Genomic DNA, 25,736 nt, shown 5'->3' on the forward strand with positions numbered 1-25,736 from the left:
AGCGCGCCTGGGTGATGGCGGGCTTTGCCCCCGAGGCCTTCGGGCGCCAGACCCCGCGTGCCTTCGCGCTGCAGATGGAAGCGGTGGCCGCGCGCCGCCGCGCGGCCCGCCAGCACCTGATCGAACAGGCCTGGCTGACCGCCATGCTGGGCCGCGCCGACAAGATCGTGCCCCTGCACGAGCTGCTGGCCGATGTCCATCCCCGTGACCCCGCAGAGGTCGCGGCGGAACAGCGCGCCCGGCTGCGCACCCTCTCTGCAACCCTTCAGAAACGGAGCTGGTCGGAATGGCTGGAACACTCGTAGGCCGGATGCAGGCGGTCCTCGGACTGGATGCCGCGGGCTTTAAACGCTCGTTGGAAGAGGTCCGCGGCAAGACCTCGGGGTTTTCCCGCGAGCTGATCAGCACCTCCGTCAAGGTGGCGGCGGGGCTCGCCGGGGTCGTGGGCGCCGTTGGCGGGATCACTGTGGCGACGGTATCGGCTGCGACCGAGATTTCGCGGCTGTCGCAGGTGGCCAATGCGACGCCCGCCATCTTCCAGAAATGGGCGGCCGCAGCGCAGACGGTCGGCGTTGAGCAGGACCAGCTGGCGGACATGCTGAAGGATATGAATGACCGGGTGGGAGATTTCCTGATCACCGGCGGCGGGCCGATGGCGGATTTCTTCCAGCAGATCGCGCCGCGGGTGGGCGTGACGGCGGACCAGTTCCGCCGCCTGTCCGGTCCCGAGGCGCTGCAGCTTTACGTCTCAAGCCTGCAGAAGGCGGGCGTCAACCAGCAGCAGATGACCTTCTTCATGGAGGCTCTTTCGTCCGAGGCGACGAAGCTGGTGCCGCTGCTGCAGGACGGCGGTGCCGAGATGAAACGCCTGGGCGAGCGGGCCGAGGCGGTGGGCGCGGTTCTGGATGACAAGACCATCGCCGCCATGGCCGACACCCGCAAGGCGCTGACCGAGATCCAGATGTCGATGACCGGCCTCAGGAATCGCATCGCCACGGCGGCGCTGCCCTCGTTGCAGATGTTCGCCGACATGCTGGCGCGGAACAGCGGGCAGGGCGGGGTGCTGACGCAGGTCGTCACGCTGCTGGCCGGGAACCTCGACCGGATCGTGGCCTATGCGGGGGCGGCGGCGGTGGCCGTTGGCACCTACCTGGCGGGCGCCTTCGTGGTGGCGCGGGTGGGTGCGCTGTCGCTCGGCCTGTCGATCACCCGGCTGAGGGCGGCGCTGGTCGCCACGGGGATCGGAGCCGCCGTCGTTGCAGCCGGAGAGCTGGCCCTGCAGTTCACCCGGCTGGTGCAGGGCGCGGGCAGTGTCAGCGGGGCGCTGGCGCTGCTGAAGGATCTGGGCACCGAGGCGCTGCAGCGGCTGGGCCTTGCGGGGCAGGCGCTGTGGTCCGAGCTGAAGGCGGTCTGGCTGGGGATCAAGGCGGCTGGCCTCGATGTCTTTGCGGCCATCGTCAGCGGTGGCGTGACCTTCGCGAACCGCTACATCGGCATCTACCGGGGGGCCTTCGGGGCCATCAAGGCGCTTTGGGGCGGGCTGCCGGCTGTCCTGGGGTCTGTCGCCTACAGCGCCGCCGATGCCATCATCGGCGGGGTCGAGGTGCTGCTGAACGGCGTGGTCGACCGCATCAACGGCTTCCTCGGGGCGGTGAACGACAAGATCCCCGACAGCCTGAAGGAGCGGTTCTCGATCGGGCTGGTGGGCCAGGTCGAGCTGGGCGGCATCGCCAATCCCTATGCCGGCGCCCTGGGTAAGGCCGGGGCGGCGGCGAAGGGGGCGTTCCTCGACGGCTTCAATACCGACACGATCCCGCAGCTCGATACCTCGGGCCTGACGGGGGCGGCGGATGCGGCGCGGGACGCGGCCGGCAATGCCGGGCTGGCCGCAGGCGCGATGGGGGCGCTGGCCACGGCGCCGCTGGCCTCCTGGGCGAAGCTGAAAGAGGCCATGGCGGGCGGCCGGGCCGAGGTCGATGCCACGACCGATGCGGCCGGGCAGCTGAACACGACCTTCCAGACCGCGGGCACCGCAGGCGCCGCGGCGGGCGCCAAGGCGGCCGAGGGCGCGGCGAAGGTGCTGAAGGGTCTGAAAGACCAGCTGGCCGAGCTGAAGGCGACGGCCGGCATGACCGATGCGCAGACGCTGGCCTGGCAGAAGATGCACGAGGCGGGGGTCTCGGCGACCTCGGCCATCGGTCAGGAAATCGGCGGCCTGGCCGAGGGGATTACCCAGATGCAGAAGCTGAAGGCTGCCACCGACAGCGTGAAGGACGCGGGCCGCAGCGCCTTTGCCAGCCTGGTCACCGGCGCCCAGAGCCTCAAGGGGGCGCTGGCGAGCCTGCTGAGCAGCGCGGCGAACTTCTTTGCCAACAAGGCCTTCAACAGCCTGTGGAACACCGCGGCCAGCAGCAGCTTGGGGGCCAGCCTCGGCGGGCTCTTCAAGTCGCTGGTGGGCGCCAACGCGAATGGCACCAGCGACTGGGCCGGGGGCTGGACCACCGTCAACGAACGCGGCGGCGAGATCATGAACCTGCCGAAGGGGACGCAGATCATCCCGAACGACATCTCGAAGCGGATGGCGGACGGGGCGGCGCGGCAGGGGGCGGGGCAGACCTCGATCCAGGTCGAGGCCTCGCCCTGGTTTGATGTGCGGGTGGCGCAGACCTCGGGGCAGGTGGCGAGTGTCTATACCAAGCGCAGCGCGCGGTCGCTGGACCGGGCGTCGCGCAGCTATGATGCCCGGGGGACCACGGTATGAGCCGCGCCATCATCGACATCCCGCGCTTCCTGCTGCGGGCAAGCCTGGTCGACTGGGACATCGACTGGCGCGGCCAGTCGGCGGGCGGCGATACTGCGGGGGGTGAACAGGTGGTCTACAACGCCTTTCCCCGTTGGGTGGGGTCTCCGACGATCCTCCTGCCGGGGCCGATGATCGGGGTCTGGCGGGCGATCCGCGCCCAGGCCGAGGGGCGGGTCAATGCCTATCGGGTGCCGATGGTCGATCCGGTCTCGGTCCGGCCGCAGGCGCGGGACTGGCGGGCGGATCTGCAGGCGTATCAGCGCGGGATCTACCGGCCGCACCGGCCGGTGGTCACCTGCACCGCGGCCGTGGCGGCAGGCGCGACCTCGATCACCGTGAACGAGGCGGTCGCGGGCCAGCCGGTGCGGGTGGGCGCGTACCTCAGCTACGACGACTGGCCCTTCGTGGTGACGGGGCGCGCGGGCGCGGGGGCGGCGGTGACGCTGCAGGTCAAGATGCTGCGCACCGCCATCCCGGCGGGCGCGGCCATCGATTTGGCGGCCTCGGGGGTGTTCCTCGGGACCTCCGACACGATGGGCAACCCCGCCTACGACCTGAGCGGGGTGGCCTCGGTGGATCTCGACTTCAGGGAATGGATCGGACGATGAGCTTCTTTCCGGCGGGGTTCGACCCCCGCGCACCGGCCGCCCGGGTGCTGCGGCTGGCCAATCTCAGCACGCCTGACGGCGACTTCGGCTTTATCGTGGGCACCGAGGGGCGCTTCACGGATATCAACGGCAAGGCGTGGGTCGGCTCTACGCTGATCACCGCAGGCGATACCGAGATGTCGCTGAACGGCACCGCGCCCAGCGGGTCGGTCACGCTGTCGTTCCTGCAGGACCCGGAGGCGCCGGACCTGGGGGCGCAGATCCGCGCGCTTGGCCCCGACTACGTGGCGGGGCGGGCGATTACCTTCTGGATCCAGCCCTTCGCGACCCTGGAAGAGATGTATGCGCCGGTCTTCGCCCCCTGCCTCTATGCGACGAGGGTGATGCGCAAGATCAGTATCACCGCCTCGGGGGCGCAGGACCGCGCGATCAGCCTGTCGTTTGAAGGCCCGTTCGAGTTCAGGAAGGGCGCCCGGCGCATGATCTACAACACCACCGACCACGGCCAGCTCTTGGGCGCGGCCAACCCGAGCCTGACCTACATCCCGACCGACAACCGGCGGGACGAGAAGATCTGGGGATGACATGACACCACTTTACCGTTTCCTGCACCGGCAATTGTCGGTGCCCTTCGTCTGGGGCGGCTTCGGCGGCGGATCGGACTGCATGCTGATGTTGGCCGACTGGTTCGCGGACCGCCATGGCTATGACCCGGCCGAAGAGCTGCGGTTCAGCTACGACAGCGCCCCGACCTGTCAGCGCGCGACGCGGTTCTTCTCTGATCCCGTGGCCGTGGTGGCCCATGTCGCGGAACGCCGCGGGGGGCTCGCCCGGGTGGCCGCGCCGCAGAAGGGCGACATCGCCGTGCTGCGCTTTGTCGATGCGGGGCGGGCGGTCTCGGTCGGCGGGATCTGCCTTGGCGCCGCCTGGGCGATGAAGACGGAAGGGGCGCGCGGCGGCGGGGTGCACACCCGCGACGCGGCGCTGGTCGAGGTTATCGCAGCATGGGGTATGAACTATGTCGATCCGTAAGGGGTTGATCCTGGCCGCGCTTCTGAGCAGCACCGCACTGCCCGCCCGCGCGGATCCGGTGACGGGCTTCGTGGCCCTGGCCTATGCGGCCTCCAGCGCGGCGACGCTCTATGCGGGCTATATCGGCAGCGCGGCGCTGGCGACGGCGGCCATCGCCACGACGAACTTTCTGGGCCAGGCGCTGCTGGCCCAGGGGCTGGCCTATGTGGCGGGCAAGCTGACCTCGAAGACCAGCAATCCCTATGCCAGCACCCTGCAGAACTATGCCCAGCCGATCAGCTACATGCAGCGCGGCTACGGCACCGTACGGGCGGGCGGGGTCTTTGGCTTCACCGGGTTCGTGGACAACCGGCGGCATTACACCATCCTGGTCGCGGCGCATTCCACGGCGGGGCCGGTGACGCATTATCTCTCGGCCCGCGAGGTCGAGATCGACGCCGAGGGCAATGTCACGACCGACAGCATGGACGGCTACGGCAACATCCGCCCCTTCACCGGCCAGGCCGGGCAGGCGGTCGATGCAGTGCTGATGGACGCCTTCCCCGAGATCACGTCGGACTTCGACTTTGCGCAGCTTTCCGGCGCGCATCTCTGGGCGAAGCGGGTGAAGGTGTCGGACCTGACCACGGTCTATCCCGATGGCGACATCTGGGCCTATGCGCCGGTCTGGAAGATGAACGACCAGATCCTTGATCCGCGAACGGACGCCACCGGATGGACGGACAACCTTGCGCTCTGCTTCGCGCATGAGATCGTCCATTACCTGGGCGCCGGGGTGGACTGGGATGAGGTGGCCGAGGAAGCAGACGCCTGCGACGTGACTGTGACGAACGCCGAAGGTACCACGCAGCGCAAATGGACCTTCAACCGCAGCTATACCGACGATGCGGCCTGGGACGACATCTGCGCCGAGTTCATCGCGGCCGGGGATTGCTTTGTCTATGAGCGGCCCGACGGCAAGGTGGGCTTCAAGGTCGGCCGCTGGCTGGACCCGCAGGTGACGCTGGAAGCGGATGACTTCATTAGTCTTTCGCTGGATATGGGCGAGGATCTGGGGGCCAACAGCCAATATACGATCAAGTATGTCGAGCCGCTGAACCGCTACCAGGAAACGCCCTCGGGCGTCTGGGTGCAGGATGACACCGTGAAGCGCGTGGCCTCGGAGCTGCAGGTCTACCCGATCACCTCGCACAACCAGGCGTCGCGCATCAACAAGCGCCGGGCCCTGGCCGAGCATGCGCAATGGTCGCTGAGCGGCACGGTCAAGCTGATTGGCTTCGAGCTGATCGGCCAGCGATTCTTCCGCGTGGTGCACCCCGAGTTGGAGCTGGATGCCCTGTTCGAGATCGGCAAGCTGCAGATCAATGCCGATGGGCTGACCTTCGACATCGAGGCGCGGTCTGTGACCGAGGCCGACTTTGCCTTCGATGCCGCGACCGAGGAACCGGAGCGGCCCGCCTATGCCGAGGTCCAGAGCGATGACAGCGTGGATGATCAGACCGGCTTCGCGGGCGCGGTGCTGTCAACCTCGAACGGGGCGGCGGCGATCACCTGGAGCTGGGACGCCGCCGACGGCAGCCTGCACCAGCAGGTGCGGATCATGTCCTCGGATGCCGGGGTGGACTGGCAGACCTACACCTTCACGGAAGGCCAGACGAGCTGGGTGGCGACGGGGTTGGTGGATGGCGCGCAGTACCAGGCGCAGGTGCGCAACCAGACCGGGGCGGGCCGCGTCGGGGACTGGTTCCCCGAGGTGCCCGTGGCGGTGACGGCCATTGCCAACACCACCGCGCCGGGGGCGCTGTCGGGCTTCGATGCGGTCGCGGACGGGTCTGACGTGGCGCTGTCCTGGACGGCGCCGAACGATGCCAATTACTTCGCCACCCGGATCTGGCGCGCGAGCTACGACGACGCGACCACGCCGGACTTTGCCGATGCCTCGGCCATCCACGTGGAATACGGCACGGCCAGCGTGGCCGATGCCTTCACCGATCCCGGCCCCGGCGCCGGGGCACAGTATTACTGGGCCGAGGCGATCAACCGCTCGGGGCTGGCGGGGACGCGCGCCGGGCCGGTCCAGGTCCTCATCTCGTAAACGGAGGCCGTCATGGCTGTATCGCAAACCCGGATCACCGGCCCCGTCGTGCTGCCTGATGGCAGCGCGGCGACCACGGGGCAGGTGGTCTTTACCCTGCGCGGCTGGGACAAGGAGGGCGCCGCGCTGGTGATGCATGGCCCCGTCGTGGCCGAGATCTCGGATGGGGCCATCGACGTGACGCTGTTCCGCACCGGCGCGGGCGCGGCCGGCACGCCCTATGACGTCTCTTACGTCTGGTGGGATGAGCTGGGGGAACTGCGGGGGCTCTCGATCGGCCCAATCGCACTGTCAGGCGCGGGGCCCTTCAGCCTGGCCGAGCTGCTGGCGACCTCCTACGTGCCCTCGACCCAGCCCGATGCGCTGGCCCAGGCGCTGGCGGCGGCGGTCGCGGCGGCAGCGGACCGGACGGCGGCGGGTGACAGCGCCAGCAGCGCTGCGGCCTCGGCCTATCAGGCGGCGCTTTACGACGGGCCCTGGTTCAACAGCATGAAGCTGATGATCGCGGATACGACGCTGAGCTATGCCAACACCCAGGCCGGGGCGATCCTGCGCACCCGGGAACGGGGCTGGGCCTACCTGGTGCTGAGCGCTGACGCCGGTGAATTCGGCACCATCGGTATCGAGGACGATGACCCCGATTTCCCGGGCTACATGCTGGTCACCGGCGGCGGGCTGAAGCTGCTGCCGATGACGCAATGCTACAACTCGGCCATGCTGGGCGCCACGCAAAGCGGTGTCAGCGAACCGGTGGGTGAGACCTTCGCTGCCTCCTTTTCGTGGCTGCGGGAGACCGACAGCTGGGACTATTTTGCGCTGGAGATCGCGGCCCGCCGCCCGGACCTGTTCCCGGTGTCGCTGGATCTCGACCCCGGCACGATGATCATCACCGGGCCCATCGGCAAGGGCTACGTCAGTTATCTGACGACCATCGCCGGCAATGCGGCCAAGGCCACCTATATCAAGCCCGACAAGACCTCGGACCGCTGGGTCACGGGTGCCTGGGTAGATGGCACCTTCGCGAATGACACGCTTGGCGACTTCATGCTGGATTTCAGCGATGACGGCGACAGCCTGATCCGCCGCAGCTTCCGGCATTTTACCATCGACACCGACGGCATGTCGGGGATCGGCTGCCTGGACACCAGCTATACTACCAAGGCCGGGGCAGGGGCCGAGCACCTTCTCGAAGACCTGAAGGTGATCACCTATGACCACCTGGGATGGCTGGCCCAGAACAATGACGAGGCGACCTTCCTGTCCTGCCATTTCATCGCGCGCACGCCCGAGGGTGCAGCCTTTCGGCCCGTCTCGGCCTTCCGCTGTTTTGCCCCGGGCGGGCCGGTCGATCTGACCCGCTGCCAGAGCCAGGGCGCCCGGGTCGATATCGGTGCCCAGGGCATCCGGCCGTTTGGCTGCAGCCTGATGGATGGCATCGGCATCGTGAAGGACCCCGGGGCGGGCAGCGCCACCAACCACCTGGAGATGAAGGGCGGGCAGCTCGGGACCTGGAAGAATGGCGAGGACGCGACCGCGACACCGATTGGGATCTTCCTCGACGCGGGGGTGATCAGCACCGGCATCGGGATCTCGGGCGCCGAGATCTTTGCCAATGAGAAATGGCCCGATCCCGATATCGACACCGAGGGCCCCTATGCGACGCAATACCTGCTGGGTGGGCGGGGCGGTTCGATGCTGGGCGAGATCGAGATCCAGCGCGCCCAGGGTGCCGTGCCGCCCGAGCTGGAGCCGAACCCCGAGTTCCCCTTCAAGCTGATCCAGGACTATGACGACAGCGACCCCGACAACATCATCGGCGTGAAGTCCGGCGGGGATGATCCGCACAAGGTCATCATCAATGTCGGCTATTGGGGCGATTGCGATATGTCCGACACGGCGGACTTCATGGTTGAGGTCCACAATCTGCGTGGTTCTGGCGGCAACACCGCCGTGCCGGCGCTGGAACGGCTGTGGCGGGTGCAGAACAGCAATGGCATCGGCGTGCGGGGCAGTGATGGCAACGCGCCCTCGATGGCGATGCGCACCGGGGTGGACAATACGACGGATGGCAGCGGCAGCTACACGGCGCTGCCTGCCGGGTCCTATGTCGCGACGACGACCGATGGCAACATGCTTGCGGTGCCTCAGGCCAGCGGCCTGAAGAGCTTTACCATCGGGGCGTCTGACAGCAGCAGCAACCGCTTCCCCGTGGCCCGGTTCCGTGGCGACGGCAGCGCGATCCTGCTGCAGGCGGGGGCGCCCCTGGTCCTGAAGACGCCCGCCGGGGTCGAGGTGGCGCTGACGATGGACAGCTTCGGCCGCCTGGCGGTCGATGGCCATGCGGTGATGCGGCGGGTCGATGCCCCGGCCAGCGCGACGGCGGCCGGGGTGCCGGGCGATGTCGCCTGGGATGGCAGCTACATCTACACCTATGTCGGCGACGGCGCGTCCCATGCCTGGGACCGCCGCGCCTGGTCCACCAGCTGGTAAGGGCGCGCGATGACCGATCCGACGAAAGACCCGACCGCGCTGGTCGGGCTGGCCGAGGTCCTGCGCGCCTGGCGGGCCGGTCTGCCCGAACAGTTCTTCGCGCTGCTGTTGTCCGGCGTCGCCGGGGCCTATGTGCGCGCCGTCTTCGTGCCCGAAGTCAGCCTGGGGCGGCGGGTGCTGGAAGGAGTGGCGGGGGTGTTCTCGGCGATGACGCTGGGCTGGCTGCTGGGCAGTATCATCGACGGCATGTTCAGCGCCGGCATGTCGGCCTATTGCGCCGCGGCCTTCCTGATGGGCGAGGGCGGCATCGCCGCGGTGCGGGGTCTGCGCAAGGCCCTGCTGAAACGGGTGGAGGGCTGACCATGCTGCTGATCTGCAACCACTTAACTTCGGCCCTGGTGGTCATTGCCTGCTGGTGGCTGGCGCATCAGAACGCCCGGGCGCGGCCGCCGGGGCGGTGGATCTCGGCCGGCTATGCCGCGCTTGGCTTCAGCGTGTTGCTGACCGCGATCGTCCGCCAGCTGGGCGTGCCTCCCGAGGCGCTCTTCATCCTGTCGAAGGCGATCCTGGCGGTCACCCTGCTGCTGGTCATCCTGCGCCGCACAAGGCGCGGGTTGCCCTGAGGGGTGGGGCCGACACAGTGCTGAAGAGGGCAGGTGAACGACCTCAGCAAGCGCATTGGATGGAAGGTCAGCCCCGCGCTCAGGAAAGCCGTTCCCCGCCTGGCCGTCAATGCCGAACCCAGGGGGCGCCCTGCCATGGGGTGGGGGGTGAGGCTGGCGCAACTCGTTACGACGGATAACAAGTCGGTAGGGGTGCCTTGGTAGAGGGAAACCGCCAGCCTCCTCTATATGAAATATCTAAAATACACCTTAACGCAATCTTAAGTTGCATCCGGGGCGGGATTTTGCCCCCGGATCGGCGGATCTGGCCCCGCGGCACGCCCGGCGGCAGGCCGAGGCCCGCCTGCGCCGCCTCGCCCCCCTCCTGAAACATCCCAACACCGACCTGCCGGCGAGGGCGCCGACAGGTCTTCACAGCCCCGCTCTCGCGGGGTTTTTGCATTGGAGAGACCCATGCCTGACATGACCCTCGGCCTGACCGCCGAGATCCTTGCCGCGGCCGAAGCCTACGGCTGCACGCCCGCGCAGACGGCCTACATCCTGGCGACCGCCGCCTGGGAAACCGCCGCCAGCCTGCAGCCCGTGCGCGAGGCCTATTACCTGGGCAACAAGGCCGAGGCCTATCGACAGGGCCTGCGTTATTACCCGTGGTACGGGCGCGGGCTGGTGCAGCTGACCTGGCAGAAGAACTACCTGATGGCCGGCCAGAAGCTGGGCGCCGACTTCCTGACCGACCCCGATGCGGTGATGGCGCCCGAGGCCGCCGCCCAGATCCTGGTGCAGGGCTCGATGGAAGGCTGGTTCACCGGCAAGGCGCTGACGGATTACGTCTCGGCCACGCGCTGCGACTTCCCGGGCGCACGGGCGGTCATCAACGGCACCGACCGCGCCGCCGACATCGCGGCGCTGGCGGTCGAGTACCTGAGCGCGCTGCAGCCCGACACCCGCCGCACCCTGCGCCGTGGCGCCTCCGGGGCGCCGGTGCCCGAGCTGCAATCCCTTCTGGCGGCCGCTGGCTTTGACCCGGGCCCGGCCGACGGCCGCTTCGGCCTGCGCACCGAAACCGCGGTGACGGCCTTCCAGACCGCCCACCGCCTGCAGCCCGACGGCATCGCGGGGCCCGCCACCTGGGGCGTCCTGCGGGCCGCCTGATTACCACCACATCACACGCATTCGGAGGACCTATCATGAATGCCATTGCACTGAACCTGGCCATGCCGCTGATTCTGTCGATCCTCGGCGCGGTGCTCACCGCGTTTCTTGGCTATACCGCCAAGCAGGTGCGGGACTTCCTTGGCATCACCCTGCAGGCCAAGGCCCAGGCCGATCTGCATTCCGCCATCCTGAGCGGGGTGAAAGCCGCCCTGGTCGACTATGCCAAGGACGGCAAGATCGACAATCCATCGGCGATCTACGGCCCCGTGCTGGCCTATGTGAAGGAAAGCGTCCCCGATGCGCTGGCCACCCTGCAGCCCAGCGACGGCCTGCTGCAGCAGCTGATCCGCGCGAAGCTGTCGCAGGTGCTGGGAACCGCCACGGCCTGATCCCGCGAGGGGGCGCTCGCGCCCCTTCCTCCCCGCTCCGGGCGGGGGCAGCGGTGCGTCAACACCGCCACCATGCAGCCCAGGTTCGCACACCAGCTGCACCGACGACCCCTACGGATCCCGTCGCCCGACTCTCGCGAGAGTGCGGGCGTTGTGACCGGAACCTACCATGAACACAATGCAAAAAGTTGCGCCGGCCGCGCCGGTTGCCCCCTGGCTTGGCGGCAAGAAGGCGCTGCACCGGCGCCTCATCGCGCGCATCGAGGCGATCCCGCACCAGACCTATGCCGAGCCCTTCGTCGGCATGGGCGGGGTCTTCCTGCGCCGCGGCTGGCGGCCGCGCTGCGAGGTGGCGAACGACCTGAACGGCGAGATCACCAACCTCTTCCGCATCCTGCAGCGCCACTATCCGCAGCTGATGGAGGTGATGCGCTACCAGATCACCTCGCGCCGCGAGTTCGAACGCCTGCGTGCCACGGATCCGGCGACCCTCACGGACCTGGAACGCGCCGCGCGCTTCCTCTACCTGCAGCGCCTGGCCTTCGGAGGCAAGCTGGGCGGGGTGTTCGGCGTGTCCCGCGACCATCCCAGCCGCTTCAGCCTGTCGCGCCTGGAGCCGCTGCTGGCCGAGGCCCACGAGCGCCTCGACGGCGTGGTCTTCGAAAACCTCGACTGGAAGGAGCTGATCGCGCGCTATGACGGGGCAGGGACGCTGTTCTACCTGGACCCGCCGTACTGGGGCGGTGAGGCTGACTATGGCCGCGGCTTGTTCTCGCGCGACCAGTTCACGCAGATGGCCGAGGTCCTGGCGGGCCTCAAAGGCGCCTTCATCCTGTCGATCAACGACCGCCCCGAGGTGCGAGAGCTGTTCTCGGGCTTCCTGTGCGAAGAGGTCGGGCTGACCTATACCGTCGCCCAGGGCGGCGCGACCGAGGCGCGGGAACTGATCCTGAGCAACCGAGAGGTGCGGACCGGGCTGCTGTAGCGCCATGACGCGTGACCTGAGCCCAGTGGGGCTCGGGTCGCCATGATGGGGCAGTCCGGCCCTCTCCTGCCGTTCGCCAAGCTGGCTCCTCTGCATCGCAGCTTCCCCAAACCGGCCATCCGTGGCATCCTGCAGCACGGTCTGGCACGCCAAAGTCAGCAGTGCGGACGGAGCGGACATTGGAAAAGGCCTGTGCTAATCGTGACATATGAGGACAAGAAGCGCGGCGGGGGATAAATGGCACTACCGGTTGTTACAGACAAGGCAGACCTCGGAGCCATGGGTGTGCGCATCGTCGATGCTACCGTGCATGAAGCTCTTCATCATGTATTCAGACCCCGCGAGAGGCTCGACCTGGGCATCGATGGAGAAATTGAACTCGTTGAGACTACCGACGAAAAGCGCCGTGGTACTGGGCGGCTTATAGCAGTCCAGATCAAATGCGGCCTGAGCTTTTTCAATGAGACGGATGGTGATGCCTTTGTTTACAGAGGCGAAAGCAAGCATTTAGAGTACTGGTCAGATTTTTCTTTGCCCGTCCTCATCGTCATTTGCCACCCTGACACCAAGGAAGCTTACTGGACGGAGTTTAGCCACGCTGCTGTCGAGCGGCTCAAGAAGGGGTGGAAAATACGTGTTCCCAAGCAGAACCGCTTGCATGAGGCCAGATTTGACTTGGAACGGATCGCCCGCAGAAACCACGTGGATGGCGTTCTGAATCTCGCAGTTCAAGCTTGGATTCATGCAAGTCACGCCGAACGCGTGGAGTTCTGCGGCATCTTCGAGATGCCCCGCGATTACCATTGGTACCATCACCTCATTAAGATCGAGAACGAACAAGTAATGGTCCATTGGCTATATGCGAGGTACGGTCGGTTCGAGGCAGATGAAATCAGCGATGTCTTGCGCTACCTCCCCGGGAACAAGGCATACGGTTCCCGGCTGCTTCTTTGCCTCGTTGGTGAGTCCGCTGAGAGCTTCAATCTAAGCACAAGCGCCATCCAGATGCTAAGCGAAGCTGAGGATATTAAGTTGATAAAGCTGATTTATTACAAAGATTCGCACTCGGTCGGCGAGTACGAAGCTGATGGCAACGTAACCTTGGAGTATAGCCGCGGAAAGCCAGTCTATCGCGAGACCCCTTCCGGTGACTGGACATCGTAGACCCCAAGGTAGAGGTGCGTTACTGAATGACAGCTTCGGGCTCGAACCGGTCATGCGGCGGCGCGGCATGCTGGACGCCCAGGCGAATGAGTCTGCCCGGCAAAGACGGCCCCTTAGCGAACTTTCCTGCCTGCCGCAACGAATGACCGCTCCCAAGGCAAAGCAGACGATCAAAACGTAGGACAGGTCCCAAAGAGGGACAGATCGAACAACACACACCGGCACCCCCCCGGTTGCCAAATACACACAGCATTTGGTATCGGTAGAGCAACCTAACCCAGCATACGGCTGTATCGTTGCTTATTCGTCCTCGTCTGACAGATTATCATGGGATTCACGCCGCACAGGCTGATCTCGACTTTGCTATTCCGTTTCTTGACGAGGACATTCCCCTCTACCTTGACCCCTTCATGCTCTGGCGGTCGCCCTCTCAGCAGGATCATGGGCTACACATAGGCCTAATCAACGCCTTCAATCACCTTGGAGTTCTTGCCGCGCAAGGCAAAGAAGCGCAGGCAATCGAGACTTTGATTATCGCCTCCGAGTGCGACGAAGTCGGCTTGGGCACGTCCCTTACCCGAAAGGGAAAGCGGATTGGGGCAAGTAAGGCTCGCGAGATAATTGACCTATTCAAAGTGATTCCGCGCTATCAGCAGAGCGGCTTCAGACACTTCGAGGAGATTCAGTTCTTCATTGAAGGAGTATCAAAGGACCGCATTTCTGATATTGGCTGCAACTTCCTGAAGTCGTTCTTGATCGACTTCACGATTGAGCAATGCCACAAGCTCGGCATTCCAACTCATGATTGCACTGTCGAGCATATTTACGATGCTCGCTCAGGCATGTTTAAACGTGAACTTGGCGTTCCATTACCTGTGAACCCTGAAAAAGGCTCACCGATTATCTTCGTGCCAAAGCGGTGGCTCCGGTTTGCCCCGTGGATTAGTTACGACGATTACTTTGAAAAGCACTGCCCGCAGGACGAGATTTCGCACAAGCCAGAGGAACTGACGCGAGTTAAGGTTCTAGGCTTTAATCGGCAAAACTACGGCGTCATTGATCAATATATCCAGTTAAAGGAACGCACGGCAGACGATTGTGCGAGCGATCCACTATTCTCGCAAATCCCCGTCACTTCGGCAAAGCGGGTCTTTGCTGAGATAAAGAAGCTGCCGACAGGGAAAACTAACGGCGCAGATGTGAAGTATGAGCAGTTGGTCGGAAGGTTGTTGCCCTCGCTGTTCTATCCGAACCTTGACTTTGCAAAGGAGCAGGCGCGCACGGATGACGGCGTTTCCATCCGCGACTTGATCTTCTACAACACCCGCTCGACGCCCCTCCTGCAAGAGTTAATGGATGACTACGGGTCGCGGCAAATCACCTTCGAGATGAAAAACGTGGCGGCGATTGAGCGAACCCACATCGACCAGATCAACCGCTACTTGACAGACGAGCTTGGCAAGTTCGGGGTGTTTGTGACCCGAAAGCCGCTCAAGCGTGCTGAGTTTCAGCGCACGATCAATCTATGGGCTGGTCAGCGAAAGGCCGCTATCACACTCACCGATGCGGACTTAGAGCAGATGGTCGAGGTCTTTGACAGTAAACAACGCGCGCCGCTTGACATTTTGAACAAAAAATACGTCGAGTTTCGGCGAGCTTGCCCATAGGAGAGATCATGGACAGCAAAGAAGATGTAGAGCGGCTGGAAAAGCTAGTTGGTCAATTGCAAGGCCTATATGCGGAAATCGGCACGCTCGCCAAGAAGAGCCCGAATGATGCGGTGAATACATTCAAGCTCAAGTTTATCAATCGCGTCCTAGCGATGGGAAACGAAGTGCTTGGCCAGAAATACAAACCATTTGAGGAGTTCGATCAATTCGAGCCTGACGACGCGCCTTCTACGAGTGACGTTACGATGGTCATTTCTCAGTATATGGAAGAAGCGGAGAGGTTTCGCTCCGACAATGTTCGGTTCGCGAATGGTGTGTGGAAGTATGTTGTGAATGGGGAGCCGAGCGAGATTCGATCTGGCCCACCGACAAAGATCGGGAGAAAATAATGGCATTTGAAGACGACTACTATTTCTCCTATATCACGACAGATGCCAAAGTCGCTGAGTATGAAGCAAGCCACGATGTGTTCTCGTCCTTGCTCGACGAAGTGAAAGAGCTTTCAAAGAAAAAGCCCGACGCTTCTATGAGTGCAGGCAAAGTCAAGATCGTGAACCGCGTTCTTGAAAACCTGTTGGTCGTGCTCGAAGGTCAACCCGACGCAAAATATCTTGAGGCTCTAGACGACGACGACTTGCCGCAGGTCAGCGATGCCGTTCTTGTCATGGTTCAATTTAAGTCGGCCCTCGCCTCATTCAAGGCAAGGCACTATCGGAGCGTTTCGCGGATGGGCTACCAATGGATAACCGAAGAACTGATTGATCAACTCAAGGCCGATTACGCAGAAGACCTTGATGATGCTGAGGAAGAAGACGAGACATCATAGGACGTCAGCGAAGGCGAACGGGACTTGCACCCCCTTCAAGTATGCGCCAACACGACCACTTTTGTAAGTCTGCTTGCATCGCATAGCTGCCGTTCGTTCAGACAGCAGCGAACTTCCGCTATCCGCCCCAAGCGGTACTTCGAGCACAGCGCCCCCACCTCCTCTCAGGGCTTAACCCTTGGGCGCCTTAGACCACAGTGCCTAGGAGTGGATTTGCGAGCACATCAACAGCTGCCCGTGGCTTCGCCCCAAGAAAACTCCGCGTAAAAATCGCCCCTTCCTGCCTCCATGAATTCGTGGCAGGTGACCTTCATGACGTTCCGAATGCCGATACTCTGTGCTTTGACGCTGGGCTTTTGCCTTGCGATTTCGAGCATCGTTTCGGCAAAGATGATGGCGCCTGACCGAGCAAGTTCCGAGCGCGAAGTCTACGAACTGACCTTTGGCGCGCTGCCAACCGATCTTTGCGGCGACAGCCACAACGGGCACGGGCATCATTGCCCCTTCTGTCACGCGTTGCCCGACGCCTCGCCCGTGGTCTTCGCGCTGCTAACGCGCGCCTTCATCCCCCAGGACGACTGGAGCGCAAGGGAAGCGCTGCAACGCGCGACACAGGGGCGCAACGTCCGCCATTCCACCAGGGCGCCTCCACAGTTCACTTGAGAGCCTGTCATCAAATCCCGCGCGGGATCGCGCGGGGCGCACTTTCATGCCCGTCTTGCGGGACATGCCTCTGACGGCATGCCCGGCGGGCCAGGTGGACTTTACCGAAATGACTGAAACGACCTCCCGTGCGGCCAGTTCCGCACTCTATCGCGCTGTCTGGCGCTGGCACTTCATCGCAGGGCTGCTGGTCCTGCCATTCGTCCTGATCCTCGCGGTGACCGGCGGCATCTATCTCTTCAAGGATGAGATCAACAACACCACCCACCACGCGTTGCGCTTTGTCAAAACCAGCGGGGAGACCTTGCTGCCGTCGCAGATCGTCGCGGCCGCGCTGGAGGAGCACCCCGGCACGCTCAAGGCCTATTCACCGCCCTCTGCCCCGAACCGCAGCGCAGAGGTCGACATCCTCGGGTCGGACGGGCTGCGCGACACGATCTACGTGGACCCTCATGATGGCACGGTGCTGGGCACTCTCTGGGATGGCGGCGCGGCTGGCAGCCCCGCGATGTATGTCGTGCGCAAGCTGCATTCGCTGGAATATGTCGGCTGGTTTGGCAACCGGCTGATCGAAGCGGCCGCGGGTTGGATGATCCTCCTTGTGGGCACCGGGATCTACCTCTGGCTGCCCCGGGGCCGCAGGCACGTGGGGACCATCCGGATCAAGGCCACACGCGGCCGGCCCTGGTGGCGTGACCTGCATGCGGTGACCGGGATCTACACCGGCGTCTTCATCGTCTTCCTCGCCCTGACCGGCCTGCCCTGGTCCGGCGTCTGGGGGGCTAAGTTCTACGACACCGCCTATGCGCTCGGCATTGGCATGCCTGACGGATACTGGTCCGGCGTTCCCCTCTCCACGATTCCGACCCAGGACGTCGTGGATCGCGCGCCCTGGATCATGGAGCGTCAGCCGATCCCGGAGTCGGACGGAGGTCTTCACGCAGGCCATGACGCCGCCATGGACGCGGGGCCGGCTGGCGTGCCGGCAATGCTCGACGCAGCCGTTGCAAAGGTCGAAGCCCTCGGTATCGTGCCGGGGTACGCGCTATCCATGCCGAACGGGCCGAAGGGAGTCTTCACCGCCTCGGTTTATCCAGACGACATCACCTATGAACGGGTGATCCACCTTGACCAGTACAGCGGCGCGGTGCTGTACGACGCCGGCCTCGAAGATCTCGGGACCTTTGGTCGGTGGGCCGAATGGGGGATCAGTGTTCACATGGGGCAGGAATGGGGTCTGGCGAACCAGATCGTGCTGCTGATGGCCTGTGCTGCCATGGTCCTGCTTTGCTTGTCGGCAGCAGTGATGTGGTGGAAACGACGGCCCAAGGGCGCACTCGGCGTGCCGACCATGCCGTCGGACTGGCGCATCCCCCGCGCCCTCCTGGTAATGGCCGTGGCCGCAGGGATCTTCTTCCCGCTGGTTGGGCTGTCGATGGTGATCCTTGCGGCGGTCGAAGTGCTTGTTGCCGTCAGCCGGAAACGCAAGGCGACCAGCTGACAACGCGCGTTAGCGTCAAGAGAACTGGCGGCCGAGCTATTGGCCGTCAGTTGACCTCTGCCATACAGCCGATACTCCATGCCGCCCTTCCTGCTCGCCGCAGCAAGACACCAGGCATCGACAAGATGGGCGGTTAGCAGACTTGCGGCGCAGCAGCATGGCGGCTGCAGCATTAAGCCAAAGCTGCCATCCACTCACCCCGGGGGAACTCTGCCCAAAAAACGACCAGAAGGGCGGGGAGCCGACCTTCGCTGCGCCCAGATCGAATGGCAGCGATGAGCATCAAAGCCAGCGAAGAAGTGGACAGATTAGGTGACAATACCCAGGCACTTTCCCTCGCCATCAAGCATTCATCCCAACATCAGAGAACGAAGTTAGGTCAACTTTTCCAACACGACGAGGCCGCGCTGGTCTCAAAGCAATAGGTGCGCTGCAGAGATGATACGACCATATTGGGCCTCTAATGGTTCGCAAGGCCTTAGTGCAAAGAAGTGGTGTAGGCGCTATTTGCCCAGTCTGGTTTACTAAACAGATACCAGTTCGGAGATTTTCATTGCGATTTCTGCCATGCTATCTTCGGCAGTATTCATGCCAGCCCTGGAAGCCAGCAGCAAACTTACCTTTTCAAGCTCTTCGTAGGTAGTCCCGTGAACGACTGGGATTAGGCGCTCGCGCCGTAGAAGAGCGGACAGCTCTTTGTCTGCGACACCTTCAGCGGGAAGGCGCAGCAGCATTGCAGGGGTAACTAAAACGATACCAATGCGTGAGTTTGTCAGCCCCTTATCAATTGCCCGCATCATTGGGACGCCAAGACCGAGATCTTTCTCACTGAACCAAACTCGTACGCCTTGTGCTTCAAGAAGATCGTGTAGCTCTTTGGCTGCCTCGCGTCGATCATCCCACGCATGGCATAGAAAAACATCCCGCAGATCAGGCTGGGAAACAGAGAGCTGTTCCACATTTTCCCTTACGGGAGTAAGCGCTTGCACCTGCTCTGGAGTATACCAGACAGACGATCCAGTCGCAGACCAGCGCGGCTTAGAGGTCTTTCGTGCTGATCTACCACCGCCACTGCCTCTCCCTGAAGAACTGACGGCCCCTAAGGAGGGGTTTGAGCGGAAAGACTGCGAACTGTAGTCACCGTACCCGCCATATCCACTGCTTCTATAACCCCAGCGACTGCCGCCTCTTCCGCACGCAGGGCAGTTTGCTGCAGCCGCCGCAGATTTATGTCCCCGAACTGGTGCAGTGCATCTCGCCATATCTATCTCCACGGGGCCATTGCATGCAAGGACATGAACAGCGGCCACCTTCGTGCATTCATGCCAAGGAATATAAATTTGCCCCTGAAAATTTTCCGAATCCGATCCAAAAAATTTACAATGAGCGATTCTGATGCAGGTATTGAAGAGTTTTGAGCTTGGTGAGTCGAGGGGTTTTCGTGTGCTACCGTGGATGATGCGCAATTTTTTTTTAGAAAATCAGCCGAAATCAAAGCCACGCACCCACCTTGGCCTTGTAAAAGTGGCTGTGAACGGTCATCCAGCGCGCTGCCCTTAGGTCCGGTAAGGGCCGGCCAATACGTTCGTCTCGCTTGGTGCGCATATTCCCTTGGCTCACGCGGAGGCGTGATAGTAGTTCGCGGTGACGGGAGGCGTTCACCGTTGACCTGATGAGCGGAACATGGAAAGTCTTTTCAGACACTTGATGTGCCTGACTTGGAGAACGGTGATGGAAAAAATTAAGCTGACTCTGGGCTTGGTTGGGCTTCTTAGCTGTTCGGCCTGTGGTTCCTTTGCTCCAAACACGAACGCAAGCGCTCCAATCAATGTAGTAGGCACGTCCGGGATGGACACCTCTGGAGTTGAGGTTGTGGATTATGCACCCAAATCGGCAATCTTGATGACCGGAATAGATTGCCGAAACAAGATGTGGGATCCGGTCCCGACTGCTAGTCGTGCTATAGAAGTGCTGAAGGCGCAGGCCAGGTCGGCAGGAAAGAGCAAGGTGATGGTCAGAAGCGTTCAAGGCCATTCATCACCAATTTCAATCAACTGTTGGAGCGCAATGGAGGCTACCGGCTTAGCCTTCTAGCGTGACTGATCAGCGAACATTACTGAAGTCCGATAACCGCAAGTCATGGCATATCGCTCGTTGACTGACTGCCACGCTAAGATGCAACTGATGCCTACGTCTACCTCGGGACTGGAGCGGCCATCCGCTGCGTAAGGCCCGAAGGTCCGCAGGGGGCCGCGAATGCCAAGCCGCCCGCCTTGAGACTGGTCTCGGCCGGTTCCTTCGCGGCCTGACCGGACCTGGCTCCGAGCGACGAATGCTGCGCTTCTCCGGATATCTGCTCAGCTGCATGACTTCACCGCGCATCTTGCAGGCTGAGAGGCGCTCAGCAACAAATTTTCAGAATATCTGAAAATAGATGCCGCAGATTCCGAGAGAGCAACCTAACGCAACCAGAGCCGTCGCGAACCGGGTCTGATAGAAGAAGGCGTAGCTGCTTCGCGTGACAACAAATGGCGCAACGAGCCAATATCCAAGGGCGAGCGCGACCAAAGGCCACCACCAGTCAAATAGTAAGAAGCTGATTATGAAGCCGGCTATCCCAGAAATAGTTCCGACTAGGTCAAAAATGACCATCCCAGTCGACTTTCTGGCCTGATCTTGCAAGAACCATCCTCCCCGATGGCTCAAGAGCGTAACGCGGGCGGAGATTCCACTGGCGATCATGCCTATGAAAATAAGTATCAAGCTTCTTACTCTCTGCTTATGCTGGTTGTTCAATTCATAGAAAAGGCAGAGATGAAAAATGTCGACCCATTTTAATCCATAGGTTCATCAAGGCCAAATCTTTATGCACGAGCCGCGAAAGACAGAAAAGTGCGCACTGGGGAGCCTGGGCTGGAGTACGTTGCTGCACGTTGCCACGAAGGACTGGTTCGCGGATGCTGTGACGCAGAAGTGCCAGCTTGGCCAACGACGGCATAGGGCCGTCTCTACCGGACGGGCCGCCTCACCTGGGTGTTCAACACGCAGTACCGCCGCAGGTCCGCTCCGAGCCCTTCCTGCTCATTCGACGAACTACAGCGAACGGTCGCTCTCGCGAGCAGCTAATAACGTGCTAAAATCACATGTTTTTTTGCCTTGGGGTTTCGTCCAGGCTAACCTTCTGTAGACGCAACCCCCTTAGGGAGGGACAGAAGCGACCGTCTTTGACCGCACAATCTTGTCCATGGGTTCGTGAGACGAACTTCATTCATTGGTGGACCGCCCTCTGTCTTCAGCCTTGACGAAAATCATACTACACCATAGGCTACGTAATATGATTACGGAGGGGACATGAAGGATAAGACCGCTAGCGCCCGAGTTAAGAAGCAACGAGAGGCGCGCACTAGCGAAGGGTGGCAGCTCGTTGCAGTGTGGGTTCCTACGGTGGCCGATGCAGCCCAAGTCCGGAAAATTGCTTCAGAGATGCGCGATCGGGCAGAAAGGCTCGGTGGCCTAAGTCAGGAGGTTAAGACCGTGTCTATCGAGACCGAAGCCCGGATCGGTCGGGCAATCGCCGAGCATGGCTCGGAAGCCTACATGACTCCCTCCGGGGCAGTGCTTGAGCTTATGAGCCAGTTGGCGGACGAGGACGATCTTATTGGCTTTTCGCAAGCTGTGGTCTTCTTGGCACGCGCAAAACCAAGCAATTCCTCCTACGTAATCGCGGCTGTGCCGGCTAAAATCTCCAACTTCTTTTTCAAACACCGAGATGTTTCCGTGGACGAATTCATCGCGTGGGAACGTACCAACCCCGATTGGCCCGAGCGCCTGAAGCAAACAGTTCGGCAACCGAATGAGTTTGCGGCAACCGTCGAAGAAATGATCAAAGACATCCGGAGTTCTCGCTGACGCCCATCTTCCGCCCGACTCTGACTTAGGGTCAATGTCCGAACAGTCTGCACCGCGGCCGCCGGAACTGGCCAGTACTCATACGTTTCTGTCACTGGCGGCAACGACCGTTTCTGTCCCGGATCGATAGCTGCCTTTCATCGAAGGTATACTCAGTCCGCGGAGCCGACCTTCATCCTCCGAAAATGCTGCGCGATGGCCGAATGGCAGGTCTGGTGAAGCTGCACCGCGGCGGTCGGCCAGGGACTGAACGGCAGGTTAGGGCCGTCCACGCCCCGAGGACCCGGCTTACCTGGGCGAGGAACCTGCCGCGCTGCCGCATGGCCGCTTGGAGCCCAAATCGTCGGATGCCGCGTTATGTTTGAATGACGGCTTTCCACTACGTGCGACCGCTCGCTATACTGAACTTGCCTGAAACCCAGGTCTGCGATCGAAAAGGCGTCCGATGAAGAAGCTCACCACTGCACCCGTGCTGACAAGCCAACGGTTGGTTTAGGGGGCAATGAGAATGCCAGTATCGCTCTACAGGGTGCTGATCGACACCAGCGTTTGGCTGGACATGGCGGGGAGCTATCGAGCTGCGCCACTGGTCCGCGCTCTGCACGAGATGTGTGACAACGCTCAACTCGAAATAATTGTGCCTGATATCGTTCGCGAAGAATTCTCCCGAAACAAGGATAGGGTGGCAACGCAATCCACGAAGGCCCTGCAATCCCACCTGAAATCGCTCCGTTACGCTCTGACAGGACATGCAGACCAAGACATCGCTCAGCAGGCTCTGGACGTCCTGCGGGGCATAGATTTTTCGAACGCTACTCAAGAGATTAGCATCGTGGATCAGGTGCAGGAACTGATGGATCACGGCGAGAACATCAATGTCGAAACTTCCATTTTCCACCGAGCAAGGGCGGCAAGTCGCTCCCTGTATGGCGAAGCACCTTGCCATCGTGACAAAGGCAGTATCGCCGATGCAATCCTCTTCGAGGTCTATGACGAAATGCGACAGGAGCCTGTCAGGGATCACATCGCGTTCGGTTTCGCGACAACCAATCATACCGATTTTAGTGACCCCCGAGGTGACAACCGCACGCCGCATCCCGAACTGGCTTACGCCTTCGGTGATCGGTCCCAATACATTTTGGACATTGGCAGGTTCGTCGAAGAGACAGACCCCGGCGCACTTGAATTGGGGGATTTCGAACTGGGCTATAGCCCTGAATTCCGCACCTTGACGGAACTGACCGAGGCGGAGAACCTTCTTTTCCGACAAGTCTGGTATAACCGACACATGAACCTTCGCTACCGCGTGGAGCAGGGACTTACGAAGGTGGTGCCTGAGCCTCACTATTCTCGAGGCCCATACAGATCGGACCAGATACTTGATACCGTCTGGGAGAAGGCACTTGCTGCTGGCGAACGAACTCGTCAGGAGGTCGGAATAGAAAACCTCGGGCCGTGGGATGATTTTGAATGGGGTATGCTGAATGGCAAGCTCTCCGCTCTGCGTTGGGTCTTGGGAGACGAATGGGACATGCTCGACACTTGATTATACGGCGAAGTTCTGCGCCGTCCTGCCTGTTCAGGGCAGCGCGCTAAACCTCTGCTTCCTGCGCACTACTGCCGTTCGTCCTGGGCGCCGCGAAAGCTCACTTCGGTCCGCGGAGCGGACCTTGGCGTGCCAGACCTTGCTGCACGATGCCACGGATGGCTGGTTTGGGGAAGCTGCGTCGCGGCAAAGTCGAACCTGGAGAAGGTCAGCTTCGGGGCCGTCCACGTCCCGCGGACCCGGCTCACCTGGGCGAGGAGCCTGCCGCATGGCCGCTTGGAGTCCCATTTGCGACATTCGTGCAGATGCAGTTCTAAAATACGCACCGCTTGCATTTAAATGAGCCCGATTCTGGGCAGGCGATGCATACTCTTCTCGGATGGATGAGGGCGTCGCCCAATTTCTATGCGGTCCTCGGGCGTTCCCGGTGGCGTTGTTGCAGAAAGGCGGCCTGAGACGTGAGTGCCCCTTTCCCGTTCAGGCTCAGGCCACGCGAACAACCTCGGCGGTGCCGAGCGCGTTGAAGCGATTGATAAGAGCGACGCGGATGTGGATTTCGGCGGTTTGGCGATCGGGGTCCCTTGCAGCGATGCGCTCGCCGAAGGACTTGATGCAGCGCATCTTGGCCTCCACGCGGCTGCGAGCGTGGTATCCGGTCCACCGTTTCCAGAACGCCCGGCCGTAGTGACGTGTGGCGCGCAGGGGTTCGTTGCGCGCCTTGGCAGCCGGGCAGTCCTCTTTCCAAGCCCGACCGTTCCTTCGGATCGGTATGATTGCCGAGCCGCCGCGTGCGATGATGGCGCTGTGACATCGGCGGGTATCGTAGGCGCCATCCGCAGTCACGGTGCCGATGTCCTCGTCCTCGGGGATCTGGCCCAACAGGTCTGGCAGGATGGGGCTGTCGCCTTCCCGGCTGGGGGTGAACTCAACGGCCCGGATATCCGAAGTGGTAGTGTCCATTGCCAGATGCACCTTGCGCCATTGGCGACGACCCTGAACACCATGCTTGCGGGCCTGCCATTCGCCGTCGCCAAGAAACTTGATGCCGGTGCTGTCCACCAGCAGATTCAGCGGCCCGTCGGCACGACGATAGGGGATCTGCACCTTGAGGGTCTTCTGCCTACGGCACAGCGTCGAGTAGTCGGGAATGGGCCAGTCCAGTCCTGCGAGCCGCAGGAGGCTCGCGACCATCCCGGCTGTCTGTCTGAGCGGCAGTTTGAACAGCACCTTGATCGACAGGCAGAACTGGATCGCGGCATCCAAGAAAACTGGCGGGCGCCCTGGGCGTCCCTCATGCGGCGCGTGCCAGGCCATCTCCTTGTTCAGCCAGATCAGCAGTGACCCGCGCTTCCTGAGCGCATCGTTGTAGGTAGACCAGTTTGTCGTGTGGTAGCGGGCGGGCTTGGGCTTGCTCATGCAGCGCGTCTAACCGCATGGATTCCCGATGTGAATCCTTCACCGGCTGAGTTCTGCAACAACGCCGTTCCCGGTACTAAACACCACTGTTGGGCGGTGGTAGTGGTCTAGTCAGATCAGGGTTTCCACTGGCAACTGTCGGCAAGGGGATCAATTCTCGCCCTCAGCCCCGATACATCGAAAGTGAATTCGAGATTATTGCTGCTGTATGATGAATAACCTAGCACGAGTTTATCTTTTCCGAAAATGCTCTTGATTAGCGGGATCGCTCGGCCACCGGACCAAACGCCAATGCCATCTCCACCAGTCATGGTTTGCATCCAAACCGTCTTCATTCCCTCTTCGTCAAGGCGATAGCGTACGGTCTGGTTTTCCGTTGTGTAATTATTGAATGATATGAATATATTAGTGCTGTTCTTCATGCACCGAATCCACAGTCTGGCTTTCTCCGGTCGATTGATTTGGTTCCCTTGGGTATTCTCACTTAAAACACTGAGCCAAACATCCTTGCGACCGTCGAGCGCGCTTTCTTCGTCCGAATAGATCCACTGTCCACCCTGCGGTGATGTATCGTCAGTTTTTGCGACTTCCGGCGCCAGTTCCTCGGCAGGTTTTTGCGGCATGTACCCGGTGGTTTCATCGTAGCATGTCAGCCTGTCCTGAGCGCCAGACAAAGTGTGACAGTTCTTTGGCTCATCAGACTGCGCGTGGCCAGCCTGTGCGGACAGGACCAAAAAGAGAGCGACCAGTGTGTCTTTTCTTCTAGGAAGCATCGGTGACTATTTCTCCTTTAACAGTATGGTAATGCTAAAGGCTGACTTCCGTTTCGAGAATATAAATTCAGCTTGCGTATGATTTCGT

Annotated in this window: 23 protein-coding genes; 20 read left to right on the top strand and 3 right to left on the bottom strand. The window is 62.0% G+C overall.

The window, feature by feature from the left end; translation table 11 throughout:
* Positions 1-14: 14 nt before the first annotated feature.
* The 18 genes from AC2ITM_RS08090 to AC2ITM_RS08175 all read left to right on the top strand — a co-directional run bounded on the left by AC2ITM_RS08090 (position 15) and on the right by AC2ITM_RS08175 (position 18,004).
* Positions 15-305, top strand: a complete 291-nt coding sequence (locus tag AC2ITM_RS08090; RefSeq protein WP_486469305.1) for a hypothetical protein — start codon at positions 15-17, stop codon at positions 303-305.
* Positions 287-2,761, top strand: a complete 2,475-nt coding sequence (locus tag AC2ITM_RS08095; RefSeq protein WP_486469306.1) for a hypothetical protein — start codon at positions 287-289, stop codon at positions 2,759-2,761. The genes AC2ITM_RS08090 and AC2ITM_RS08095 overlap by 19 nt, the downstream gene beginning before the upstream one ends.
* Positions 2,758-3,411 (top strand): hypothetical protein, encoded by a 654-nt coding sequence (locus AC2ITM_RS08100; RefSeq protein ID WP_486469307.1) that lies wholly within the window; start codon positions 2,758-2,760, stop codon positions 3,409-3,411. Before AC2ITM_RS08095 ends, AC2ITM_RS08100 begins: the two co-directional genes overlap by 4 nt.
* Positions 3,408-3,995, top strand: a complete 588-nt coding sequence (locus tag AC2ITM_RS08105; protein ID WP_486469308.1) for a hypothetical protein — start codon at positions 3,408-3,410, stop codon at positions 3,993-3,995. Before AC2ITM_RS08100 ends, AC2ITM_RS08105 begins: the two co-directional genes overlap by 4 nt.
* Position 3,996: 1 nt before the next feature.
* Positions 3,997-4,443, top strand: coding sequence for a DUF6950 family protein (locus AC2ITM_RS08110; RefSeq protein WP_486469309.1), 447 nt, complete (start codon positions 3,997-3,999; stop codon positions 4,441-4,443).
* A complete protein-coding gene (locus AC2ITM_RS08115) occupies positions 4,430-6,538 on the top strand; it encodes a phage tail protein (RefSeq protein ID WP_486469310.1) in 2,109 nt (702 codons plus the stop codon). Before AC2ITM_RS08110 ends, AC2ITM_RS08115 begins: the two co-directional genes overlap by 14 nt.
* 12 nt (positions 6,539-6,550) lie before the next feature.
* Positions 6,551-9,028 carry a hypothetical protein gene (locus AC2ITM_RS08120; protein WP_486469311.1) on the top strand — a complete coding sequence of 826 codons (2,478 nt, stop codon included), beginning with the start codon at positions 6,551-6,553 and terminating at the stop codon, positions 9,026-9,028.
* A 9-nt stretch (positions 9,029-9,037) separates the two neighbouring features.
* Positions 9,038-9,388: a hypothetical protein gene (locus AC2ITM_RS08125; protein WP_486469312.1), complete on the top strand. Its 351-nt coding sequence runs from the start codon at positions 9,038-9,040 to the stop codon at positions 9,386-9,388.
* A 2-nt stretch (positions 9,389-9,390) separates the two neighbouring features.
* Positions 9,391-9,651: a hypothetical protein gene (locus tag AC2ITM_RS08130; protein WP_486469313.1), complete on the top strand. Its 261-nt coding sequence runs from the start codon at positions 9,391-9,393 to the stop codon at positions 9,649-9,651.
* A gap of 453 nt (positions 9,652-10,104) precedes the next feature.
* Positions 10,105-10,803: a peptidoglycan-binding protein gene (locus AC2ITM_RS08135; RefSeq protein WP_486469314.1), complete on the top strand. Its 699-nt coding sequence runs from the start codon at positions 10,105-10,107 to the stop codon at positions 10,801-10,803.
* Between the two features lie 35 nt (positions 10,804-10,838).
* Entirely contained in the window at positions 10,839-11,195 is a 357-nt protein-coding gene (locus tag AC2ITM_RS08140; RefSeq protein ID WP_486469315.1) for a hypothetical protein, read from the top strand.
* A 178-nt stretch (positions 11,196-11,373) separates the two neighbouring features.
* Complete coding sequence (locus AC2ITM_RS08145) at positions 11,374-12,180, top strand: DNA adenine methylase (RefSeq protein ID WP_486469408.1); 807 nt, start codon at positions 11,374-11,376, stop codon at positions 12,178-12,180.
* Positions 12,181-12,417: 237 nt separating this feature from the next.
* Positions 12,418-13,344 (top strand): DUF4365 domain-containing protein, encoded by a 927-nt coding sequence (locus AC2ITM_RS08150; RefSeq protein WP_486469316.1) that lies wholly within the window; start codon positions 12,418-12,420, stop codon positions 13,342-13,344.
* 296 nt (positions 13,345-13,640) lie between these two features.
* The gene (locus AC2ITM_RS08155) at positions 13,641-15,011 is read left to right on the top strand and encodes a hypothetical protein (RefSeq protein WP_486469317.1); all 1,371 of its coding nucleotides are present in this window, start codon (positions 13,641-13,643) and stop codon (positions 15,009-15,011) included.
* Positions 15,012-15,019: 8 nt separating this feature from the next.
* Positions 15,020-15,403 carry a hypothetical protein gene (locus tag AC2ITM_RS08160; RefSeq protein WP_486469318.1) on the top strand — a complete coding sequence of 128 codons (384 nt, stop codon included), beginning with the start codon at positions 15,020-15,022 and terminating at the stop codon, positions 15,401-15,403.
* Positions 15,403-15,840, top strand: a complete 438-nt coding sequence (locus AC2ITM_RS08165; RefSeq protein ID WP_486469319.1) for a hypothetical protein — start codon at positions 15,403-15,405, stop codon at positions 15,838-15,840. The genes AC2ITM_RS08160 and AC2ITM_RS08165 overlap by 1 nt, the downstream gene beginning before the upstream one ends.
* Before the next feature lie 312 nt (positions 15,841-16,152).
* Positions 16,153-16,503 carry a hypothetical protein gene (locus AC2ITM_RS08170; protein ID WP_486469320.1) on the top strand — a complete coding sequence of 117 codons (351 nt, stop codon included), beginning with the start codon at positions 16,153-16,155 and terminating at the stop codon, positions 16,501-16,503.
* Positions 16,504-16,612: 109 nt separating this feature from the next.
* Positions 16,613-18,004 (top strand): PepSY-associated TM helix domain-containing protein, encoded by a 1,392-nt coding sequence (locus tag AC2ITM_RS08175; RefSeq protein ID WP_486469321.1) that lies wholly within the window; start codon positions 16,613-16,615, stop codon positions 18,002-18,004.
* Between the two features lie 524 nt (positions 18,005-18,528).
* Here AC2ITM_RS08175 and AC2ITM_RS08180 read toward each other — a convergent pair.
* The gene (locus tag AC2ITM_RS08180) at positions 18,529-18,963 is read right to left on the bottom strand and encodes a toll/interleukin-1 receptor domain-containing protein (protein WP_486469322.1); all 435 of its coding nucleotides are present in this window, start codon (positions 18,961-18,963) and stop codon (positions 18,529-18,531) included.
* 2,392 nt (positions 18,964-21,355) lie between these two features.
* On the opposite strand from AC2ITM_RS08180, the gene AC2ITM_RS08185 reads away from it, so the two are divergent.
* The gene (locus tag AC2ITM_RS08185; protein WP_486469323.1) at positions 21,356-21,913 is read left to right on the top strand and encodes a hypothetical protein; all 558 of its coding nucleotides are present in this window, start codon (positions 21,356-21,358) and stop codon (positions 21,911-21,913) included.
* Positions 21,914-22,421: 508 nt separating this feature from the next.
* A complete protein-coding gene (locus AC2ITM_RS08190; protein WP_486469324.1) occupies positions 22,422-23,459 on the top strand; it encodes a PIN domain-containing protein in 1,038 nt (345 codons plus the stop codon).
* Positions 23,460-23,942: 483 nt separating this feature from the next.
* On the opposite strand, the gene AC2ITM_RS08195 is transcribed toward AC2ITM_RS08190, so the two are convergent.
* Positions 23,943-24,875, bottom strand: a complete 933-nt coding sequence (locus AC2ITM_RS08195; protein ID WP_486468664.1) for an IS5 family transposase — start codon at positions 24,873-24,875, stop codon at positions 23,943-23,945.
* 116 nt (positions 24,876-24,991) lie between these two features.
* Complete coding sequence (locus AC2ITM_RS08200) at positions 24,992-25,648, bottom strand: type VI secretion system-associated protein TagO (RefSeq protein ID WP_486469325.1); 657 nt, start codon at positions 25,646-25,648, stop codon at positions 24,992-24,994.
* Positions 25,649-25,736 lie beyond the last annotated feature (88 nt).

The organism is Pseudooceanicola sp. NS-SX9 (genome assembly GCF_057380705.1).

What these genes read in the sequence shown, in the direction of transcription:
- AC2ITM_RS08120 (WP_486469311.1), top strand. Translation starts at nt 6,551, where the DNA reads ATGGCTGTATCGCAAACCCGGATCACCGGCCCCGTCGTGCTGCCTGAT.
- AC2ITM_RS08165 (WP_486469319.1), top strand. Translation starts at nt 15,403, where the DNA reads ATGGCATTTGAAGACGACTACTATTTCTCCTATATCACGACAGATGCC.
- AC2ITM_RS08105 (WP_486469308.1), top strand. Translation starts at nt 3,408, where the DNA reads ATGAGCTTCTTTCCGGCGGGGTTCGACCCCCGCGCACCGGCCGCCCGG.
- AC2ITM_RS08175 (WP_486469321.1), top strand. Translation starts at nt 16,613, where the DNA reads ATGACTGAAACGACCTCCCGTGCGGCCAGTTCCGCACTCTATCGCGCT.
- AC2ITM_RS08190 (WP_486469324.1), top strand. Translation starts at nt 22,422, where the DNA reads ATGCCAGTATCGCTCTACAGGGTGCTGATCGACACCAGCGTTTGGCTG.
- AC2ITM_RS08090 (WP_486469305.1), top strand. Translation starts at nt 15, where the DNA reads ATGGCGGGCTTTGCCCCCGAGGCCTTCGGGCGCCAGACCCCGCGTGCC.
- AC2ITM_RS08140 (WP_486469315.1), top strand. Translation starts at nt 10,839, where the DNA reads ATGAATGCCATTGCACTGAACCTGGCCATGCCGCTGATTCTGTCGATC.
- AC2ITM_RS08100 (WP_486469307.1), top strand. Translation starts at nt 2,758, where the DNA reads ATGAGCCGCGCCATCATCGACATCCCGCGCTTCCTGCTGCGGGCAAGC.
- AC2ITM_RS08125 (WP_486469312.1), top strand. Translation starts at nt 9,038, where the DNA reads ATGACCGATCCGACGAAAGACCCGACCGCGCTGGTCGGGCTGGCCGAG.
- AC2ITM_RS08145 (WP_486469408.1), top strand. Translation starts at nt 11,374, where the DNA reads ATGCAAAAAGTTGCGCCGGCCGCGCCGGTTGCCCCCTGGCTTGGCGGC.
- AC2ITM_RS08130 (WP_486469313.1), top strand. Translation starts at nt 9,391, where the DNA reads ATGCTGCTGATCTGCAACCACTTAACTTCGGCCCTGGTGGTCATTGCC.
- AC2ITM_RS08150 (WP_486469316.1), top strand. Translation starts at nt 12,418, where the DNA reads ATGGCACTACCGGTTGTTACAGACAAGGCAGACCTCGGAGCCATGGGT.
- AC2ITM_RS08160 (WP_486469318.1), top strand. Translation starts at nt 15,020, where the DNA reads ATGGACAGCAAAGAAGATGTAGAGCGGCTGGAAAAGCTAGTTGGTCAA.
- AC2ITM_RS08195 (WP_486468664.1), bottom strand. Translation starts at nt 24,875, where the DNA reads ATGAGCAAGCCCAAGCCCGCCCGCTACCACACGACAAACTGGTCTACC.
- AC2ITM_RS08170 (WP_486469320.1), top strand. Translation starts at nt 16,153, where the DNA reads ATGACGTTCCGAATGCCGATACTCTGTGCTTTGACGCTGGGCTTTTGC.
- AC2ITM_RS08185 (WP_486469323.1), top strand. Translation starts at nt 21,356, where the DNA reads ATGAAGGATAAGACCGCTAGCGCCCGAGTTAAGAAGCAACGAGAGGCG.
- AC2ITM_RS08095 (WP_486469306.1), top strand. Translation starts at nt 287, where the DNA reads ATGGCTGGAACACTCGTAGGCCGGATGCAGGCGGTCCTCGGACTGGAT.
- AC2ITM_RS08110 (WP_486469309.1), top strand. Translation starts at nt 3,997, where the DNA reads ATGACACCACTTTACCGTTTCCTGCACCGGCAATTGTCGGTGCCCTTC.
- AC2ITM_RS08135 (WP_486469314.1), top strand. Translation starts at nt 10,105, where the DNA reads ATGCCTGACATGACCCTCGGCCTGACCGCCGAGATCCTTGCCGCGGCC.
- AC2ITM_RS08200 (WP_486469325.1), bottom strand. Translation starts at nt 25,648, where the DNA reads ATGCTTCCTAGAAGAAAAGACACACTGGTCGCTCTCTTTTTGGTCCTG.
- AC2ITM_RS08115 (WP_486469310.1), top strand. Translation starts at nt 4,430, where the DNA reads ATGTCGATCCGTAAGGGGTTGATCCTGGCCGCGCTTCTGAGCAGCACC.